Origin of the sequence: Duganella sp. Leaf61 (assembly GCF_001421905.1) — a bacterium.
GTDB classification, from domain to species: Bacteria; Pseudomonadota; Gammaproteobacteria; order Burkholderiales; family Burkholderiaceae_D; genus Rugamonas; species Rugamonas zoogloeoides.
This window is the reverse complement of record NZ_LMLM01000028.1, coordinates 60,861-79,693: the sequence shown is the minus strand read 5'-3', so window position 1 is coordinate 79,693 and position 18,833 is coordinate 60,861. Positions and strand designations below refer to the sequence as shown.

The window sequence follows — 18,833 nt, the reverse complement described above, 5'->3', positions numbered from 1 at the left end:
CTGTCTCACTCATCAAACGCCCCACGTTGATAAGCAGCATACTCGGCCGAGCCGGGGTAGCGGGACCGCAACTGCGTGACCCAACCAGCTTGTTTTCCCGTATCGCCCACTTGATGCTGCACTTTAATCCCGAGCCACAGCACATCGGCCGTCAAGCTCTCCATCTTTGCCACGTCGGCCAGGCGGGTCACGAAGAAATGGGCACGCTGGACATCGCGTTTTTCCACGTAAAGCCGCACCAGGTTGGCGTTGGTGGCCGGCAGATCGGGCGTCAACTGCAACGCTTGCAGCAGATAACGCTCCGCGCTGGCGTAATCCTTGATTTTCAATGCACACGCGCCGGCATTGTTGGCGGCGCTGGCCGGCGAGCGGTAAGCGCGGTTGGCCAGCGCCGCGTCGAACAGCGGCAGCGCCTCGACCACGCGGCCGCTCTCGCACAAAAAAGAGCCGTAATTGTTGGCCAGGTCCGGATTTTCCGGCGCCAGCTTGCGGGCGCGGCGGAAATTCTCGTCGGCGGCAGCGGTATGACCCAGTGCCTGTTCGATCAGGCCGCGCAAGCCCAGCGCTTCGGCGTTATCGGGCTCGGCAGCGAGCGCCAGCTTGATTTCGCCCAGCGCCACCGCGTACTGGCCCTGCTCGAAATAACCGACCGCCAGTTGCGTGCGGATCGCTGCCTTGCGCTCGGCGCTGCCCGGCGCCCGTGCGCTGTCGGCGCCACGGGCAGATTGTGGACTATCCGGGGTCGTGACGCAACCGCCCAGTGCGCCGGCCAGCAGCGGGAACATCCCGAGCATGGCCAAGCGATACCGGTTGCGCTGCGCCCAACCCGCCATCAGGAATGGATCTCCACGATCTTGCCGAAATTGGCGCCGAACTTTTGCTGGTACTCGGCCATCTTGCCCATGCGCTCCTGGACGCGGGTGCGGTCCTGGACTTCGCCAGCGAGCTGGCCGCAGGCGGCGTCGATGTCGTCGCCACGGGTTTTACGGATGGTGGTGACCAGGCCGGCATCGACCAGGATCTGGGCGAACGCCTTGATGCGCGGATTTTTCGAGCGCAGCAGGCCCGATTCCGGGAACGGATTGAACGGAATCAGGTTGAACTTGCAGTTGATCCCATCGACCGGGTGCTGCACCAGCGCGATCAGTTCGCGCGCGTGCTCGTCGCTGTCGTTGACGCCGTCGAGCATGCAGTATTCAAACGTGATGAAGTCGCGCGGCGCGTATTGCAGGTAGCGCTTGCAGGCAGCGATCAGTTCTTTCAGCGGATATTTCTTGTTCAACGGGATCAGGCCGTTGCGCAGCTCGTCGTTGGACGCGTGCAGCGAGACGGCCAGCGCCACCGGCACTTCCTGCGCCAGGCGGTCGATCATGGGCACCACGCCCGAGGTGGACAAGGTCACGCGGCGGCGCGACAGGCCGTAGGCGTTATCGTCCAGCATCAGCTTGAGTGCTGTGGCAGTCGGTTCGAAATTGAGCAGCGGCTCGCCCATGCCCATCATGACCACGTTGGTGATCTGGCGTTCGCCCTTGGGGCCGGGCTCGATGCCCTTGGTGCGGCGCAGTTCGAACTCGGCCATCCATAACTGGCCGATGATTTCGCCGACCGACAGGTTGCGCGAAAAGCCCTGCTTGCCCGTCGAGCAGAAGCGGCAGTTCACGGCGCAGCCAGCCTGGGTGGAAATGCACAGCGTGCCACGGTTTTCTTCCGGGATGAACACGGTTTCGACCGCGTTGCCATTGCCGACGTCGATCAGCCATTTGCGGGTGCCGTCGGTGGACGTGTTGTCGCTGATGATGGCTGGCGCGGCAACAAAGGCGCGGGTTTTCAGTTTGTCGCGCAGCGACTTGGCCAGATCGGTCATGCTGTCGAAATCCGACGCACCGAATTGGTGGATCCAGCGTTGCAGTTGCTTTGCGCGGAACGGCTTCTCCCCCAACTCGGCGCAATAAGCGATGAGCTGCGCGGGATCGAAGTCCAGCAAGTTGGTCAGAGGTGCGTTCATAGTCAGTCCAAACAATACAAAAAGTTTCCGTTTCCACCAAGGCGGAAACGGAGACATTACAAAAATTACTTGCCGAAGAAGTAGGCGATTTCTACTTGTGCGGCTTCTACTGCGTCCGAACCGTGAACGGCGTTGGCATCGATCGAGTCGGCGAAGTCAGCACGGATGGTGCCTTTGTCAGCCTTCTTAGGATCGGTAGCGCCCATCAGTTCGCGGTTTTTCAGGACGGCGTTTTCGCCTTCCAGGGCCTGGATCATGACTGGACCCGACACCATGAAATCAACCAGATCCTTGAAGAAGCCGCGCTCTTTGTGCGCAGCGTAGAAGCCTTCAGCTTCTTCACGCGACAGTTGCTTCATTTGCGCAGCAACGATCTTCAGGCCAGCGTTTTCGAAGCGGCTGTAGATTTGGCCGATTACGTTTTTTGCAACTGCGTCTGGTTTAATGATCGACAGGGTGCGTTCGATTGCCATTTGAAAAACTCCAATAAAAAGAAAGGTTTAAAACAAGAATTGATAGTTCAATCAACCTTCGATTTTAACATAGAACACTACGGACTTTCGAGAACCGGCACCAGATTGGCCCGAACAATGGCTCACGATAGAGCATTTTGAAGCCGCGCAAGCACGATATCGGGCATTTGAAGCCGGTTTAAGCCCTCTTTAAGGGCTTTTGCCGCAGTTTTTTCGGTAATGTCGCGCGGGCGTGCTATCCTTTTATCTAAGCGGATTGCTCCGCACCAACTATTGGAGGCATCATGAACAACTTGCAACAAAACACCTACGACCTGAGTACCGGTCGCCGGGCGGTGCAGCACAACGTGTTGCGTAACACGTACTGGCTGCTGGCGCTGTCGATGATCCCGACCGTGCTGGGCGCTGCACTCGGCATGGCGCTGCACCTGCCATTGGGCGGCGGCCTGATGATGATCGTGTTCCTGGCTGGCGCCTTCGGCTTCATCTGGGCCATCGAAAAGAACAAGAACTCCGGCCTGGGCGTAGCCTTGCTGCTGGGCTTCACGTTCTTCATGGGTATCATGCTCACACCGCTGCTCACCCGCATCATGGGCTTTTCCAACGGCGGCACGCTGATCATGATGGCCTTCGGTGGTACGGCTTCGGTGTTCGCAGTACTGGCATCGATCGCCACCGTGACCAAGCGTGATTTCTCGGGCATGGGCACCTGGCTGTTCGCCGGCGTGATCGTGCTGATCCTGGCATCGCTGGCCAACATCTTCTTCGCCATCCCTGCCCTGAGCATCGTGATCTCGGTCGTGGCCATCGCCATCTTCTCGGCTTACATCCTGTACGACGTGCAGCAGATCGTCAACGGCGGCGAAACCAACTACGTCAGCGCCACCCTGCGCCTGTACTTGGACGTCTACAACATCTTCACCAGCCTGCTGTCGCTGCTGGGCTTTGCGGGCGGTAGCCGCGACTAAGCTGTAGCGCTGCAGTGCAAAAAGCCGGCTTCGCGCCGGCTTTTTTTACGTCTGCGTTTTAGCGCTATCCCGTTAACGCGCATTACCCCGCACCTGGAAACGGCTGCTGGCCACGACCTTCTCGGCCGCGTCCACCAGCGCCAGTTCGTGGGTGCCCGGTTGCGGGGTCCAGGAGAAGTCGGCACTGGCGGCGGCCAGGGCGGCGCCGTTCAGGCGCCAGGTCAGGCCTTGTGCAGCCTGGGCGTGGAACATCACCCGTTCGCGGCCGGCCGGGATGTCGGGGTCGATGGCGATCACGCTGCCGGGTGCGGGGTAGACGATGGCCGGTGGTTGGCCGGCATCGCTGTCCTGCACCAGCGCCACAACCGGGGTTTCGGTGCCGGCCAAAAACCATTCGGCGCGGGCCGGTTCCAGCGCCGGCTGCCAGGCCACCTGGCGCCGTACCACGCCGGCCGGCGCTGCCGGTGCGCGGCTGGGCTGGCCGTGGTGCAGGTAGTCCATCACGTCGCGCCACACCGGCGCGGCGCCCGTCACGCCCGAGACGTCCCACATGGCCTGGCCATCGAAGTTGCCGACCCAGACGCCGACGGTGTAGCGGTCCGAGTAACCGATGCACCAGTTGTCGCGCATGTCCTTGCTGGTACCGGTTTTCACAGCGCTCCAGAACGTGGTGGCCAGCTCGTTTTTCAGCCCGAAAGTCGTGCTGCGCGCGCCGCGGTCGGCCAGGATGTCGCCGATGATGAAGCTGGTGCGCGCATCGAACACCCGCAGCGGCTTGGCTGCCGCGCTGCCACCTGCCCTGGCGCCTGCCCCCCCACCGGCAAGTGCGTCAACCGTGTCCACCAGCCTGGCCGGCGCATACAGGCCGCCATTGGCCAGCGTGCGGTAGGCATTGGTCAATTCGAGCAGCGACACTTCGGCCGAGCCGAGCGCCAGCGAGTAGCCGTAGTAGTCGACCGATTCGGTCAGGCTGCTCAGGCCCACATCGCGCAGGCGCGCGTAAAAGCGGTCCAGGCCCGTCATTACCAGGGTGCGCACGGCCGGCACGTTGAGCGAGCTGGCCAGGCTGGTGCGCACGCTGACATACCCTTTAAAACCCTTGTCGTAGTTCTGCGGCGCGTAGGTGCCGGCCCCGGTGGCGATCCCGAAGCTGCTGTCGTCCATCAGCGAGGCGGCGGTAAGCAGGCGGCGCTCCAGCGCCAGCTGGTACAGGAACGGCTTCAAGGTGGAGCCGGCCTGGCGCAGCGCGGCCACGCCATCGACTTCTGCGCCACCAGCGTTGCCGACATATGCCAGGATGTCGCCGCTGGCGTTGTCGAGCACCAGCACTGCGCCGTCGTTGACGTTGCGCGCGGTAAGCGCCATCAACTGCTGGCGCAGCGCGCCTTGGGCAAAGCGCTGCACGTCGGCGTCGAGCGTGCTGCGCACCGACTGCCCGGCTGCCATTCCGGTCAGCAGTTGTTGCGCCACCTGCGGCGCTGGCGCCAGCCCGGCAGCCAGTTGCGGCCGGCCCAGTGCAATCGCGGTACGCAATTCGATGTCGGCGCAGGTGGCCGGCATGCGCAGCTCGCGCGCCAGTGCGCAGGCGCGCTGCGACACCAGGCGCGGCGCGGCCGATGGTGCGCGCAGCAGGCTGGCCAGGATGGCCGACTCGGTCAGGTTCAGCCCCGAAGGCGCCTTGCCGAACAGCCCGCGCGAGGCGGCGCCCACGCCCTGTAACTCGCCCCGGAACGACACCAGGTTCACATAGGCTTCGATGATCTGGCGCTTGGTCCAGCCTGCATCGAGCTCGCGCGCGGCCTGGATCTGGTCCCACTTCTGGCCCCAGCTACGTCCCTTCGACTTCGGCAGCAAGGCCGGATCAAGCAGCGCCGCCAGCTGCATGGTGATGGTGGACGCGCCGCGCGGGCGGGTGCGGAACAGGTTGTCCCACGCCGCCTTGGCCGCCGCGTTCCAGTCCACGCCGCCATGCTCGTAGAAGCGCTGGTCCTCCGCTTGCAGGATCGCCGCCGGCAAGGCGGGCGAGATATCGTCAAACGACACCCAGTCGAGCCGGCGCGCCTGCATGTCGATGCGCAGCGACTGTACCGGTACACCGTGGCGGTCGAGCAGTACAGCCTCCGAGCTGCGGTATGCTGCGCGCACCTGTTCCGGCGTGGGTATGGACGATGCCGCCGATGCTGCCGGCTGGGCCAGCGCTGCGCAGGCGGCCAGCGCCAGCGACCACGAAAATGTCCGTGCCCCCGCCCCCGCCCATCTACGGGTATTTGCCCAAGCGCGTACCGGCACGGCGATCCGCTCAGCCATCCCGCTCATTTGACCACCACCTGCGCGTTGGGCGCGGCGCCGAACATCTCGGGGCTGTACAGCGCTTCCACCCGCGTGGGCGGCAGGTTGAACTGGCCGGGATTGTTCAGCCGCACCGTGTACTCGACACTCCATTTACCCTTGGGGACGAATTCGTAAAACGCCCGGTAACCGTCGAAGCTGCGCTCCTCGAACGCCAGCCACGCCCAGCCGGCCTTGCGATTGCCCCGGTCCAGCAGCGCCGCGTCACGCCCCAGTCCAGAACCGAGCACGGTGGCGCTGGCGGGAATCGGATCGTCGACCACCACCCAGGTCATGTCCGACTGCGCTTCCAGCTCGAGCCGCACCCGGTACACATCGCCGCGCGACCACACGCCGCGCGTCTTCTGCTCGACCGGCGTGATGGTCTTTTCGATGGTGTAGCCGCTCGATACCGGCGCCTTGAGCGGCAGCGCCGCCAGCGTGCGCACCGTTACCCACGGTTTGCCGGTGCCGGCGTGGACCAGGTCCAGCGTGCTGCTGCCCTTCGGCCATGGCAGTGCGACGGTGGCCGACTTGAGGTCGGTAGTCGGCGCGGCTTTCGGATCGGCCGGAATTCCGGACTTGCTGCCAGCCTTGACCCCGACCTCTACGCCTGCATTGCTGCCAACGCTGGCATCAGCAGACACCGCACCGAAACTCACCGACTTGCTGGCCCCACCCAACGCGGCAGTCGCGCTGCCGGTTACCGGCGCGCGCTCGAACACGGCGCTGAAACGGTCCATGGCCAGCACACCCCAGGCGTTCGACACGGTCGTATCCCAGTGCCCCGCGCGCTGGCGTCCCAGGGTGCCGCGCGCCAGCCGTCCCATGTCGGCGCGCCAGGCGGGATTGTCGGCCATGGCCAGCAGCAGGCGGTTGGCGTTGCTGTCGGCCGACGACATCAGCCACCACCAGTTGTCGGTGCGCTCGGTGGCAAAGCCCATGGTCGTGCCTTGCAGGTTCAGGCGCGCACGCAGGATCTGCTCGGCCTGGGCCAACTGCCTGGCCTGCTGCGGCAGCTGGGGCGAGCGTTTCAGCACCAGGTACCAGTCGATCACGGCCGACGTGGGCCACAGGTTGGGCGCGACCGTGAACGATTCGAGGTCGTCGTGGTTGATGGCTTTGCTGCGCGAGAGCGCCTCCAGCGCCGCCACCTTGCGCACCGCAAGGTCGGCCGTGGACAGCGGCGATTCGAGCCACAGCTTGCCCTGCACAAAGGCCTGCAAGCCCGACTCCATGCGCGCCTTGAGTTCCGCCGGAATCTCGTAGCCGGCCTCCTGGCTGGCCGACAGCACGTAGGCGGTCAGGCTGTCGCTGCCGTGCAGCATGGGAGCGAAGTACTTGACCAGGCCATTGCTGTCCATGTGCGCCGGCAAGGTGGCCACCGCCGTGCGCCACAGTGCCGGATCGCGCAGCGCGATCGCGCGCGAGGTCACCTGCTCGAAGCAGCGGTACGGATAGTCGCGCATGAAGTCGCGCACGCCCGGCAGGTCGCCGCCCAGGCGCGCACTGAACTGCGCCTGCACCGCGCCGCGCCCCGGCAGCGCATCGTCGGGCAGGCGCATCGCCAGCGACTGCTTGCCATCGAGTTGCAGCAAGGTCGCTTGCGTGGTGCGCACCGGTACCGCCGGCGCCACTTTCTGGCTGACCTTGATGCTGTCGCGCGCGCCGTTGCCTGCATTCGCCACGGTGGCCCCCACCTCCCACGCCAGCGCGGTCACGCCGGCCGGCACCTGGTAGTCCCAGCCGATTTCCTTCGCCTGCCCCGCCTCGAGTGCGACCTTTTGGGTGGGCAGCGTCTGCGCGCCCGCCCTGGCCGTCAGCGCCACGTCGAGCGCGGCGGCGGTGGTGTTGCGCACCGTGTAGATGGCGCGCAGGCGGTCGCCCTCGCGCACCAGCGCCGGCAAGCCGGACAGCAGCATCAGGTCCTGCGTGCTGCGCACCTCGGCCTGGCCGGTGCCAAACAGGCCTGCCTGGGCGCTGGCGATGGCGACGATGCGAAACGCCGTGAGCGAGTCGTTCAATGGCACTTCGACCGAAGCCGTGCCGTCGGCGGCGAGCGCCACCTGCGCCTTCCAGAACAGCAGCGTATCGAACAGCTCGCGCCCGCCGCCCTTGCCGCCGCCGCCGCCAGCCGCCACCGCCTTGCGGCCGAAGTGGCGCTTGCCCACCACCTGCATCTGGGCGGTGGCCGTCTGCACTTGCAGGCTGCGCTGCTGCATCATGGCGTCGAGCAGGTTCCAGCTGGTGTTGGGCATCAGTTCCAGCAGCCCCACATCGACCGCCGCCAGCGCCACTTCGGCACCCGCCGGCGGCGCCGAACCGTCCGCGCGCGTGACCCGCACCCTGACCTTGGCCCTGTCGCGCACCTTGTACACCTGCTGGTCGGTATCGACCTGCACCTTCAGTTCATTGGCGGCCCAGCCTACCCGCACCGGCGCGATACCAAGCTTGTAGGCGGGCTTGCCCAGGTCCACCAGCGCGGTCGGCTGCACGCCGGCCACGCGCCCGCGCACCACCAGCGCCGAGACATACACATTCGGTGCGTAACCGGCCTTGATCGGCACCGTGAACACCGGCGCGCTGCCCGCGAGCGGACGCACATAGCTGTCGATCACGCCCTCGCGCTCCACCGTCACCAGGGCGGTCGCCGCGCGGAACGGCATCCGTACCTGGAAGCTGGCGTCCTGGCCCGGCTCGTAGCGTTTGTGTTCGGGCAGCAGGTCGATGCGGTCGTTGTCTGACACGTTGAACCACCAGTCGTCGCCATCGGCCACCCACGTTTCGCGGTGGGCGGTGGTCACGCGCTGCTGCGCGTCCTGGGTTTGCGCGCGCAGGATCAGGTTACCCGCCGCCGGCGCCTTGACCTGGCATACCAGCAGCCCCTTGGCGTCGGTGCGTCCTTCGCAAGCGTGACCCAGCGCTTTCACTTCGCTGCTGTTCTCGTAGGCGTAAAAGCCGCCGACCAGGCGACGCCGGTGCGAAGTCGATTCACGCTGGAAGAAGTCCACAGACACCGGCGCATCGGCCACCGGCTTGCCTTGCAGGTCGAGCACCACCACCCGGAATTTGAGCGCGTCGCGGCTCAGTACCCAGCCGTCGGGCGTGATGCCCACCACCACGGCCGCAGGCCACAGGCCTACGCGGGTGGCGGCGGACAGGGTTTCGCCGTTGGCGTCCTGGTACGACAGCTCGGCCGCCAGTTCGCGCGGCACGGTCACCGCCGGCAGTTGATCGATGGTGACGCGGGCGCCGCCGGCCTTGTCCAGCGTGATATTGCGGGTGCGGACAGCGCCACCCACGGCGCCACCGCTTTCCTCGTTTTCACCGTCATCGAAAACGCCCTCGTCCTCGTCGAACGCACCGCCGCTGCGCTCCACGCCCACCTTCACATCGCCATTGCTGAACGTGAAGTCGCCGTAATCGTCGAAGCTCACCGGCTTGTCCTGCACCAGGGTGCGCAACTGCACCGGCGCGTCACCGGCGCCGCCGCCGGACAGGTAGCTCAGTTGCAGATCGAGGTCGAGCGCGGCTGCCTGCACCGCCGGCGCCTTGGGCCCCTGCAGCAGCGCCTTCATGGTCGGCACGCGGAACTGCTCGACGCGGAAGCGGCCAGCCGCGCGGCCGCCAACCAGCACCTGGTACCAGCCCTGGCGCGCGTCAAGCGGGATCTTCCAGTCGTTGGCGGCGCTGCCGTTGGCGCGCCAGGCCAGCGGCAGTTCGTAGCGCTGGTCGCTGCCCTCGTGGATCACGAACATGCTGGCCGGGAGCGACTGGTTCGGCTCGAGCGCGAAGCCGTGCATGACCTTGCGGCGCTGGAAGTGCTTCATGTGTACCGTTTCGCCGGCGCGCAGCAGGGTGCGATCGAAGACCGTGTTGGCCACCACGTTGTCGGCGCCGCCATATTCGGTGGGCAGGTTGAAGCGCCAGCTCTCGATGCCGCGATCCCATTTCGACAGGGTGAACGTCATGTCGGCGCCGTGGCGCGCGCTGACGAACAGGCCTTCGCGCGCTTCGCACGAGGGTTCCGCCAGTTCTTTGGCGATGTTGGCCACGCCGTCGCTGTTGGTCGCGCCCTGCCACAGCAGCTTGCCGGTGCAATCGCGCACGGCCACCCTGGCGCCAGCCACCGGCTGGCCCTTGTCGAGCGAAGTGACCCACACCAGCGACGACTGCGCGCCGCGTTTGAAGTGCGCCACCAGGTTGGTCACCAGTGCCGCCGAACTGACGTACGCGGTCCGGCGCTTGCCGGATAAAGCTTCGCCCAGGCGCGGGCTGGCCAGTTCCACCACGTAGAAGCCCGGTTTTTTCAACGGAATGCCCACCACTTCGAACTGCTGGCGCCCGCCCGGTTTGGGCATGGTAAAGCGCTGCACGCGGTCGGCGCTGCCGTCCTTGACTTCGAAGCCGGCCAGCAGCGGCTTGAACAACTGTTCGTGGTACAGCTCCTGCGGTTCCCAGCCGCCGTTGTAACTCATGCGGCCGAGCCAGCGCACGATCTGCCGGTCCTGCTGCTCGTCGGTGGCGCCTTCGTTGACGCGCAGCGATGCGCCATCGATATCGACGGCCGCCAATTTTGCAGCAAGCGCCGCCTCCACGTTGCGCACGGTGACCGGCAGCAGCTTGTCGCCCTGCGCTTCGATGATGCCGAAGCGCGCGGGGAATTTGACCAGCGGCGGCTGGGCGTCGGTGGTGATCGTCATCGGAAAGCGCGCGGCGTTGAGCAGCAGGCGGCCCGCATCATCTTTCAGCCCGGCCGGCAGCGCCAGGCGCAAGGCGCTGCTGGCCGGCAGCGGTCCCGCAAAGCTGATGCTGTCCACGTAGTCGGCCCTGGCCTGGTATTTTTCCACTTCTGGCTTGAAGACCTTAGCGCCAGGGCCGGTCAGGGTGGCGGCCAGCGCATCGGTGCGCCGCACCGGCGCGGAGAAGGTCACGCGGGTGGGCAGGAACGGCAGGCAGCCGGCTTTGGGCGAGAGCCGTTCGCAGGTAAATTTGGCGGTAAAGTCGGGCCGCGTGCGGAACGCCAGCGCCTGGTCCTGGCGCGTGGCGATGCCGTTGTCGGCCGCCATGCCAGCGCCCCACACCAGCGCCACTTTGGCCTTGGCCGGCAACGGCCGCTGGCATTGCAGCACCACCAGGGGCAAACGTTCCAGGCGCTTGTCCTTGACCACCATGCCCGCATGCCACACCACGCCGCGCGCCTTGAAGTACAGCGACAGGTAGCGCTGCGTAAACGCCTTGCGCTGCGCGAGGATCTGTTCGCGCTCGGCGCCGGCCAGGACGCGCACGCCGATTTTTTCGTGGATGCCCTCGGCGCGGCACCAGGCGTGCTGCGCGACGGTGGCGTCGCTGGCCGGCGCATCGAGGCCGAGCACGAAAATCTGCCGCTCGTCGATTTGCGATCCCGCGTATGGCAGCATCTCCACCACGGCCGGACCGCCGGTGTCAAAACCGAAGCGGCGCTCGCCCGCCACCGGCTGGCCGGCCAAGTCGCGCGCATCCGGTTTGACCGTGAAGCTGCACGCCACGCCGGCCGGTAAGTCGCGCTCGAAGTCGTAGCTCCAGTTGCTGCCGTCGATCCAGCGGCCCTTGCCCGGTTCGGCGCAATCGACCGTGAACGGGTCGCCCAGGCGCATGTCGCCGAGCGGCACCATCTGGCCGCTGAAACGCGCGGTCACCTGGCGCACGCCCTTGACGGTGCCGGTGGGCGAAAATGCGGTGATGGCGGTTTGCGCCAGTGCCAGGAGTGGCAGGCCGCAGAACGCGGCGGCGCAGAGGAAGCGAAACAGGGAACGCATGCAAGCTCCGTTGCTCAATTATTATGAGCCCAGTGTTGCAAACGCCCCCTGCAAAGTCAATCTGATTTACTGCGCGAGATTAAACACCGCCATCGATTCCACGTGCGACGTATGCGGGAACATGTTGACCACGCCCGCCTTGTCGAGCACATAGCCGGCACCGACCAGGATGCCGGCGTCGCGCGCCAGCGTCGAGGGACTGCACGACACGTACACCAGCCGCTGCGGCAACAGGTCGGCGCGGGTCTGGCTCAGTTCCACCAGCGCTTCGCACAGGGCGGCAGCGCCGTCGCGGGGCGGGTCGATCAGCATGCGGTCGAACTTGCCCAGTTCGACCAGGTGCTCGGCCGTCACCAGGAACAGGTTGCGGGTGTAGAACGTGGTTTTATCGGACAGGCCGTTGGCCTTGGCGTTGTCGAGCGCGCGCTCGGACAACGTGGTGCTGCCTTCGATACCGACCACTTCACGCGCCTGGGTGGCCAGCGGCAGCGTGAAGTTGCCGAGGCCGCAGAACAGGTCGGCCACGCGGTCTTGCGGCTGCACTTCCAGCAGGCGCAGTGCCTTGGCGACCAGCACGCGGTTGATGTAGTGATTGACCTGCGTAAAATCGACTGGCTTGAACGGCATCTTGATGCCGAATTCCGGCAGCAGGTAGTGCAGGTCCGGGCCCAGCGGGTAGTACGGCGCGGCGGTTTCCGGGCCCTTGGTTTGCAGCCAGAACTGGATGCCATGCTGGTCGGCGAACGCCTTGACCTTGACTTCATCGTCGGCCGTCATCGGCGCCATGATGCGCAACACCAGCGCGGTGACGCCCTCGCCGATCGCCACTTCGATTTGCGGAATCTGGTTGTACAGGGAGAGCGAACCGATCAGCGCGCGCAGCGGCAGCAGCAGGTCGGAAACATGGCGCGGCAGGATTTCGCAGCTCTGGATGTCGGCCACGAATGCCGAATGCTTTTCGTGGAAGCCGACCAGCACCGTGTCCTTCTTGACCACGTGGCGCACCGACAGGCGCGCGCGGTAGCGGTATTCCCAGGTGGGGCCGTACATCGGCCGCATCACGGTCAGCGGTTTCACTTTGCCGATGTGCCACAGGTTATCTTCGAGCACGCGCTGCTTGATCGCCACCTGCGCGGTCGGTTCCAGGTGCTGCATCGAGCAGCCGCCGCACATATTGAAGTGCGGGCACTTGGGTTGCACGCGCATCGACGATTCGCGGTGCAGCGTGGTCATGCGAGCCATTTCCCAGTTCTTCTTTTTCTTAAAGGTGGTGAAGCTGACGCGCTCACCGGGCAGCGCACCCTCGACAAACACCACCTTGCCTTGCGAACCGTCTTCGTTTTCCAGGTGGCCGACGCCGTTGGCGTCCATGCTGAGCGATTTAATCTCGAGAATGGTATCTTGCATAAAATTCAAAATGAGTAGAAGGACGCCGGCCCGTCCGGGCACGCCGGGGGCGGTGGTGGCACAGGGGCAGTATGATAGCAGAAGGGGGAACTACAGCAGCGAATCGCGGACCACGCCACGCGCCGCCATTGCCCGCTTGAGCTTGATGAGGGCTTCCTGCTGGATCTGGCGCACGCGCTCGCGGGTAACGCCCATTTCCTCGGCCAGGGTTTCCAGCGTGGCCGGATCGTCGTTATCGAGGCCGAAGCGGCGCATGATCACGATGCGCTGCTTGTCGGGCAGCTTGGTGAGCCAGTCGCGCATCAGCACCGTCATTTCGTGATGCTCGGCGCGGGCGTCGGGACTGTCGTCGCTGTCGCCGGGCAGCAAGTCCATCAGCGACGATTGCGGATCGTTGTCGAGCGGGGCGTCGAGCGAGGTGGCGTGCTCGGACAAGGCGAGAATGTCCTGCACCTCTTCCACCGGGCGGCCGACCAGAGCGGCGATGTCCTCGGCGGTGGCGTCCTTGCCATCGTGCTGCTGCGCTTCCAGGTGGTATTTGCCGCGCAAGATCTGGTTCAACTCGCGCACCATGTGCACCGGCAGCCGCACCGTGCGCGCCTGGTTCATGATGGCGCGCTCGATGCTCTGGCGGATCCACCAGGTGGCGTACGTGGAAAAGCGGAAACCGCGCTCCGGCTCGAACTTGTCGATCGCGCGCATCAGGCCGATGTTGCCTTCTTCGATCAGGTCGAGCAGCACCACGCCGCGGTTGATGTAGTGCTTGGCGATTGAGACCACGAGGCGCAGATTGTGCTCGATCATGGTCTGCCGGGCGGAAAAATCACCGGCCTTGGCCAGGGTGGCGTAATGCACTTCCTGCGGCGCGGTGAGCAGCGGCCGGGTGCCGATCTGGTTCAGGTAGTGCTGGGTGGTGTCGGTGGACAGTTCCGCCGCCAGCACTTTTTTCAGTTCATCGACGGGTTCGAGCACGCTGGCGCCGATGCCGATTGCTGCCGCCCCATCTTCCGCAAGGTCTTCGTCATCGACTGCATCGTTGTCGCGGAAGTCTTCCGGGACATCGTCATCGAGCGGATCGTGGGGCGTGTTTGTCATGGCTCGGCTCGGATCATTTCAACGCTCGTCGGACGGCGGTCAACGGGCCGGCAGGAACTTCGACGGATCCACCGGTTTGCCCTGCTGGCGGATCTCGAAGTGCAGCTTGACCGAGTCGGTATCGGAGTCGCCCATCTCGGCGATCAACTGTCCCTTGGTCACGCTCTGCCCTTCCTTGACCAGGATGGTGCGGTTGTGCGCATACGCGGACAACAGCGTATTACTGTGCTTCACAATCACCAGATTACCATAACCACGGATGCCGCTGCCGGCAAACATGACTTTTCCGGCCCCGGCCGCGACGACGTGCTGGCCGGCCTTTCCGGCGATGTCCACGCCCTTGTTTTTACCTTCGTCGAAGGTGGCGATCACGCGTCCTTCGGCCGGCCACATCCACGAGAGTTTTTCGTCTTCGGCGCTCAGGCCCGCCGCCGGTGCCGTTACCGGCGGCCGCGCGGCTGGCGGCGTGGTGGTGGTGGCAGGCGGCGTCGCGGGCCTGGTGGTGGCGGCCGTCGCCGGCGCGTCGCCGTCCGGGCGTTGCAGCTCGGCCAGGGTGGCGTCGGTGTACGGACGCTTCTCGCCTTTTGGTCCGGTCTTGCGCGCGACCACGGCCGGCGCGGTGGCCTTGTCGCTCGGCGGCATGATGATGGCGGCGGTTTCCACCCCGCTGCTGTTCGGGGCTGCGTTGCCGGCCTCGGGTGGCAGCACGCGCAGTACCTGGTCCACCTTGATGTCGTTGGGGTCGTTGAGGTTGTTCCAGGTGACCAGGTCGCGGTAGTTCTGGCCGTATTCGAGCGCAATGCGGATCAGGGTGTCGCCCTTGCGAACCGTGTACAGGCCACGCTCGTCGCGCGACACTTGCGCGGTCTGGCTCGGCGTGGAAGGTTTCACGGCCGGCCGTGCGACGGGGCGGTCGATGACCGGGGCTTGACTCGGGGCGGTGCTGCAAGCGCTGAGGAAAGCCAGCGCCAGGCTCAATACGAGCAGATTGCTTTTATTAATCATTCTCATCTTAAATTCAATTGTGGTGCAGTGTGCGGCGTGTACCGTGCAACATGCGGTGTGCGGCTGCTCAGGCAGTGCCCGCGCGCAGCGGCACAAAATGGCAATCCTCCAGCGTTTCGCTGGTCCATTGCGCTTTGCCGGTGCGTGTGATCAGCACCAGTTGCTGCGTCCTGTCGCCCACCGGCGCCACCAGCCGGCCGCCGATGGCGAGCTGGTCGAGCAGGGGCTGCGGCACCTGCAAACCGGCAGCAGCCAGGATGATGCCATCGAACGGCGCCGCTTGCGGGAGCCCAAGCATACCATCTCCGTAATGCAAGCGCAGATTCGGCACGCGCAGGGGGCGCAGGTTGGTCTTGGCCAGTTCGTGCAAAGGCTTGATGCGCTCGATCGAATAAACCTCCTGCGCCACGCACGCCAGCACCGCCGCCTGGTAGCCGCAGCCGGTGCCAATCTCCAGCACGCGCTTGAGCTGGCCGCCGTTGCGCAGCACCTCGATCATGCGCGCCACGATGTACGGCTGCGAAATGGTTTGCTGGTGGCCGATCGGCAGCGAAGCGTCGATATACGCTTGCGACACCAGTCCCTGGTCCATGAACATGTGGCGCGGCACGGTGGCCAACGCGTTCAGCACCACCTGATCGCGCACGCCCTGCCTGGCCACCCGCTGCGCCATGGCGTGACGGATCGCATCGGACACCAGCGGCCGGTCGCGGCTGACGATGGGCTGCGCCCGCTCTTGCGCATAGCCATGCGACTTCGATGGCGTGGCCACGGCGGCGGGCCGCTGCTGGCCCGGCACAGGCACATGGCGGGCAGCATTCTGGGTGGCGGTTTGGGGCGTGGCAACGGGGGCAAACACCGGCGCCTTCCTGGCGCCCTTGTCAACAACGGACGAGAGAGGCAAAGGAAAGCTGCGGGGTTTGTCGCTCATGCCAGGCCTTTTTCGAGTGCGGCGAGTTGCGTTTTATGGGTCAGGTCGATTTGCAGCGGCGTGATCGACGTCTTGCCGTGGGTGACCGCGTAAAAATCGGTGCCCTCGCCCGCGTCCTTGCAGGCGCCGGGCGGGCCGATCCAGAAAATTTCGCGCCCGCGCGGATCCTGCGAGCGTATCACGGGTTCGGCCTGGTGGCGACGGCCAAGCCGGGTGGCAGCCACCTGGCCCAGTTGCCCGTAAGGCAAGTTCGGAATATTGACGTTGAGCAGATACGGTCGCGGCAGGGTTTCGGAGTACCGCATCACGATATCGCGCGCATGCAACGCGGCATCGTCGATATGCTCCCAGCCCCACGCGCCTTGCGAGAACGCGATGGCCGGGATGCCGAACAGGTAGCCTTCGGTGGCAGCCGCCACGGTGCCGGAATACAGCGTGTCGTCGCCCATATTGGGGCCATTGTTGATCCCGGAGACCACCAGGTCGGGCCGGTAGTCGAGGATGCCGGTCAGCGCGATGTGGACACAGTCGGTGGGGGTACCATTGATAAAATAGAAACCATTGTCGGCGCGCTGCACCGACAACGGCCGGTCCAGCGACAGGGAGTTGGACGCCCCGGAGCGGTTGCTGTCGGGCGCGACCACCACGATGTCGGCCACCGGTGCCAGGGCCTTGGCCAGGGCGTTGATGCCCGGTGCCAGGTAGCCGTCGTCATTGCTGATCAGGATTCTCATGGCGTAGATTTTACCTGAAGCAACGCCACAACTGCGCATCACGCCCGCTTTGCAAGCAACAAATAATTGCTTGTGAGCTTGGCGATTACCCTGCCTTATGAGCAACGTATGCCATGCCGCTGGACGATGTCCAGTCCGCGCCTGGCTGGTACGGCGTCAGCGCACGCAAATGGGGCGGACGGGCCAGCGCGTCGCCGTAATCGTCCATCGCGGCATCCTGGTGCAATTCTGCAGCCGTCGGCAGTAACGCCGCCTGCTGCACCACGCCGTCAAGCAAAGCCTGGGTGCGCCGGGTGTCCGGGTGCTCGGCGCCCAACCGCCCCGCTTGCGCCCGCACCACCTCGTCGAGCAGGCGGCGGGCACCGTCGAGGTCGCGCGCTACCACCAGCGTGCGCGCCAGCGCGGTCTTGCTGCGCAGGGTGTCGGCGTGCTCGGCGCCCAGGGTGCGCTTGCGGGCGGCCAGCACTTGCTCCTGGGCATGGCGCGCGTGTTCGATGTCACCGCGCTGGAACAGCAATTCCGCGCGCGCGGCCTGGCACGCCAGCGTCAGCAAATGTTCGGGGCCGAGCTGGCGCAGGTAGGCGTCGAGCACGTTGTCCTGGATGTTGAGCGCCTCGGCGGTGCGGTGCTGCTGGGCCAGCGTGGCGGCCAGGTTGGCGCGCGCGGCCAGGGTATCCGGGTGTTCGGGCCCCAGCATGCGCTCGCGCGCGGCGATCACGCCCTCTTCCAGGAATTGCGCCTCATCGAGCTGGCCCTGCAGACGCAGCACGCCGGCCAGGTTGCCCTTGCTGGTGAGCGTGTCGAGGTGGTCGTCGCCCATGGCGCGCTGGCGCAGCGCCAGGCTTTCTTCGAAACACGCGGCGGCCTGGCGCAGCCGGCCCTCCTGCCGGTACATCTCGCCCAGCAGGTTGAGGTCGCGCGCCAGCGGCTGCGACAGCGCGCGGGCGCCGATGCCGGCTTCGCCACCGCCTTGTTCGAGGGCGTGGCGGGTGTCCGCCACGGCGGACAGCAGGTGAATTTCGCGCGCCGACTGCCAGGGAAAGTAGCCGGGACCCAGCCAGTCGAGAAACGCTTCGAAGGTGCGGGTGAGCGAAAAGCGGTCGCCGCCCTGGTCCATGCGCACCGCCAGTTGCTCGCCGTAGGCAAAGGTGCGGGTCTGCTGCAGCTGCACTTCGTCGAAATACGAGTCGAGCGAAACGTGCGGCAAGCCGTAGCAGTCGCGCATCAGGCGCTCGAAGATGGGCTGGTAGCCGATGATGTGCTGCTCGGGCGCGCCGCGCCGCCACTGCGCGCGCTGGATGCTGTCGCCCATCTCGATGCGCGACGGCAGCGGGTACACCAGCAGCGGCCGTTGCTCGTCTTCGTGGCTGCTGCGGTAGGCGGCGGCGCGGGACACCAGCGCCTCGACACCCTCGAGGCTCTGGCGATTCGGGGTAAACACCACCACGAGCTTGCGCGGCAACAGCGTGGTGCAGATACCGGCACTGTCGGTGCGGCCCGTGCGCGAATCGACCAGCACGTAGCGGAAATGGCGCGCCATCTGATCGGCAAAGCAGCGGAACAGCGCCGGGCAACGGTCGAACAGGTCGTCCCAGTGCATCGCGGCCAGCCGTTCGCCGTAGGTATGATCGAAGCGGCCGGCGCGCATCAGGTATAACTGGCTGCTCTGGTCCACCCGGCTCACGTATTGCTGCCAGCCGACTGCCGCCAGCACTTCGTTGGCCAGCGCTTCGCTGTCGGGCGCCGCGCTGTCTTGCGTCGCGCCGCCGGATGCGACGGTGTCGCCTTCGGATTGCGGCCGGTACCGGCTCAGCAGCTGTTCGCGGCATGCCTCGAACAGTTCGAGCACGCCGGGCCGCTCCTCGTGCAGGTCGAAATAATGGTGCAGGCCCGGTGCCTCCATGTCCCAGTCGATCATCAATACGGGCGACGTGGAGTTGTGCTGGCGCGCCAGCAGCACCGCCAGGTTGGACAGGGCCATGGTGCGCCCGGTGCCGCCCTTGTATGAGTAGAAAGTGACAACTTCACCGCTATCGCTGAGCGGCGTTAAGGACAAGGAAACGTTTTCCATGGCAAACCCTTTTTTAAA

At 65.6% G+C, this 18,833-nt stretch carries 12 protein-coding genes; 1 reads left to right on the top strand and 11 read right to left on the bottom strand.

From position 1 onward, the window contains the following. Window positions 1-5: 5 nt before the first annotated feature. The 3 genes from pilW to ndk all read right to left on the bottom strand — a co-directional run bounded on the left by pilW (window position 6) and on the right by ndk (window position 2,478). A complete protein-coding gene (gene pilW / locus ASF04_RS15445) occupies window positions 6-833 on the bottom strand; it encodes a type IV pilus biogenesis/stability protein PilW (RefSeq protein ID WP_056143417.1) in 828 nt (275 codons plus the stop codon). Then, the gene (gene rlmN, locus ASF04_RS15440; protein WP_019920461.1) at window positions 833-2,005 is read right to left on the bottom strand and encodes a 23S rRNA (adenine(2503)-C(2))-methyltransferase RlmN; all 1,173 of its coding nucleotides are present in this window, start codon (window positions 2,003-2,005) and stop codon (window positions 833-835) included. The genes pilW and rlmN overlap by 1 nt, the downstream gene beginning before the upstream one ends. Before the next feature lie 65 nt (window positions 2,006-2,070). Further along, on the bottom strand, window positions 2,071-2,478 hold the full coding sequence (ndk, locus tag ASF04_RS15435; protein ID WP_019920462.1) for a nucleoside-diphosphate kinase: 408 nt from the start codon (window positions 2,476-2,478) through the stop codon (window positions 2,071-2,073). Window positions 2,479-2,762: 284 nt separating this feature from the next. On the opposite strand from ndk, the gene ASF04_RS15430 reads away from it, so the two are divergent. Continuing rightward, window positions 2,763-3,446 (top strand): Bax inhibitor-1/YccA family protein, encoded by a 684-nt coding sequence (locus tag ASF04_RS15430; RefSeq protein WP_056143415.1) that lies wholly within the window; start codon window positions 2,763-2,765, stop codon window positions 3,444-3,446. 72 nt (window positions 3,447-3,518) lie between these two features. Here the strand turns inward: ASF04_RS15430 and pbpC are convergent, their stop codons facing one another. The 8 genes from pbpC to ASF04_RS15390 form a co-directional block, all read right to left on the bottom strand. Then, window positions 3,519-5,762 (bottom strand): penicillin-binding protein 1C, encoded by a 2,244-nt coding sequence (pbpC, locus tag ASF04_RS15425; protein WP_229205068.1) that lies wholly within the window; start codon window positions 5,760-5,762, stop codon window positions 3,519-3,521. After that, complete coding sequence (locus ASF04_RS15420; RefSeq protein ID WP_056143410.1) at window positions 5,759-11,572, bottom strand: alpha-2-macroglobulin; 5,814 nt, start codon at window positions 11,570-11,572, stop codon at window positions 5,759-5,761. Before ASF04_RS15420 ends, pbpC begins: the two co-directional genes overlap by 4 nt. A 66-nt stretch (window positions 11,573-11,638) precedes the next feature. Then, window positions 11,639-12,979, bottom strand: a complete 1,341-nt coding sequence (gene rlmD / locus ASF04_RS15415) for a 23S rRNA (uracil(1939)-C(5))-methyltransferase RlmD (protein WP_056143407.1) — start codon at window positions 12,977-12,979, stop codon at window positions 11,639-11,641. A gap of 90 nt (window positions 12,980-13,069) precedes the next feature. Beyond that, window positions 13,070-14,074 (bottom strand): RNA polymerase sigma factor RpoS, encoded by a 1,005-nt coding sequence (rpoS, locus tag ASF04_RS15410; protein WP_056143403.1) that lies wholly within the window; start codon window positions 14,072-14,074, stop codon window positions 13,070-13,072. 39 nt (window positions 14,075-14,113) lie between these two features. After that, window positions 14,114-15,079 carry a peptidoglycan DD-metalloendopeptidase family protein gene (locus ASF04_RS15405; protein WP_056143399.1) on the bottom strand — a complete coding sequence of 322 codons (966 nt, stop codon included), beginning with the start codon at window positions 15,077-15,079 and terminating at the stop codon, window positions 14,114-14,116. A gap of 67 nt (window positions 15,080-15,146) precedes the next feature. Continuing rightward, entirely contained in the window at window positions 15,147-16,010 is an 864-nt protein-coding gene (locus ASF04_RS15400) for a protein-L-isoaspartate(D-aspartate) O-methyltransferase (protein ID WP_056143397.1), read from the bottom strand. Further along, complete coding sequence (surE, locus tag ASF04_RS15395; RefSeq protein ID WP_019920474.1) at window positions 16,007-16,744, bottom strand: 5'/3'-nucleotidase SurE; 738 nt, start codon at window positions 16,742-16,744, stop codon at window positions 16,007-16,009. Before surE ends, ASF04_RS15400 begins: the two co-directional genes overlap by 4 nt. A gap of 85 nt (window positions 16,745-16,829) precedes the next feature. Then, entirely contained in the window at window positions 16,830-18,815 is a 1,986-nt protein-coding gene (locus tag ASF04_RS15390; RefSeq protein WP_056143394.1) for a KGGVGR-motif variant AAA ATPase, read from the bottom strand. Window positions 18,816-18,833: the final 18 nt, after the last annotated feature.